Raw genomic sequence first — 531 nt, 5'->3', positions numbered from 1 at the left:
TCCTCCTACCTTAATGTTATTTATGCCAACCACACGGTTAAACACATAAAACAGCGCGAGCACGACAAACAAAAGCAGCCCACCTAACGCCCCCGCCATTCCCCAGTTGAGCGAGGTTTGCATGTGGTACGCAATCATATTGGAGATCATTTGCCCACTCCTTCCGCCCACGAGTGCCGGCGTAATGTAAAAACCAATCGAAAGAATGAACGTGAGCAACGCTCCAGCGCCAATACCCGGTAAAGTAAACGGCATGTAGACTTTGACGAATGCAACAAGAGGGGACGCCCCTAAGGAACGAGCGGCGCGGAAATACGTTGGACTGATGCCTTTCATTACACTGTAGAGCGGCAGAATCATAAAAGGCAATAAGATGTGTACCATAGAAACAACCGTACCAAAGGTATTGTGTATCATCTGAATTCGCTCAGACGTTAAACCAGACCAAATCAGTAAATCATTAATCACCCCCTGATTTTGCAACAACACAATCCAAGAGGTCGTACGGACCAATAGTGACGTCCAAAAAGG

General features: G+C 47.1%; 1 protein-coding gene. It reads right to left on the bottom strand.

The window, feature by feature from the left end; all coding sequences use genetic code 11:
* The coding region (locus R7P74_RS28995; protein ID WP_318124161.1) for an ABC transporter permease at nucleotides 1–531 on the bottom strand (531 nt) is incomplete at both ends.

It is taken from the genome of Vibrio sp. 2033, assembly GCF_033339735.1.
This window is presented reverse-complemented; position numbering and strand designations above follow the sequence as displayed.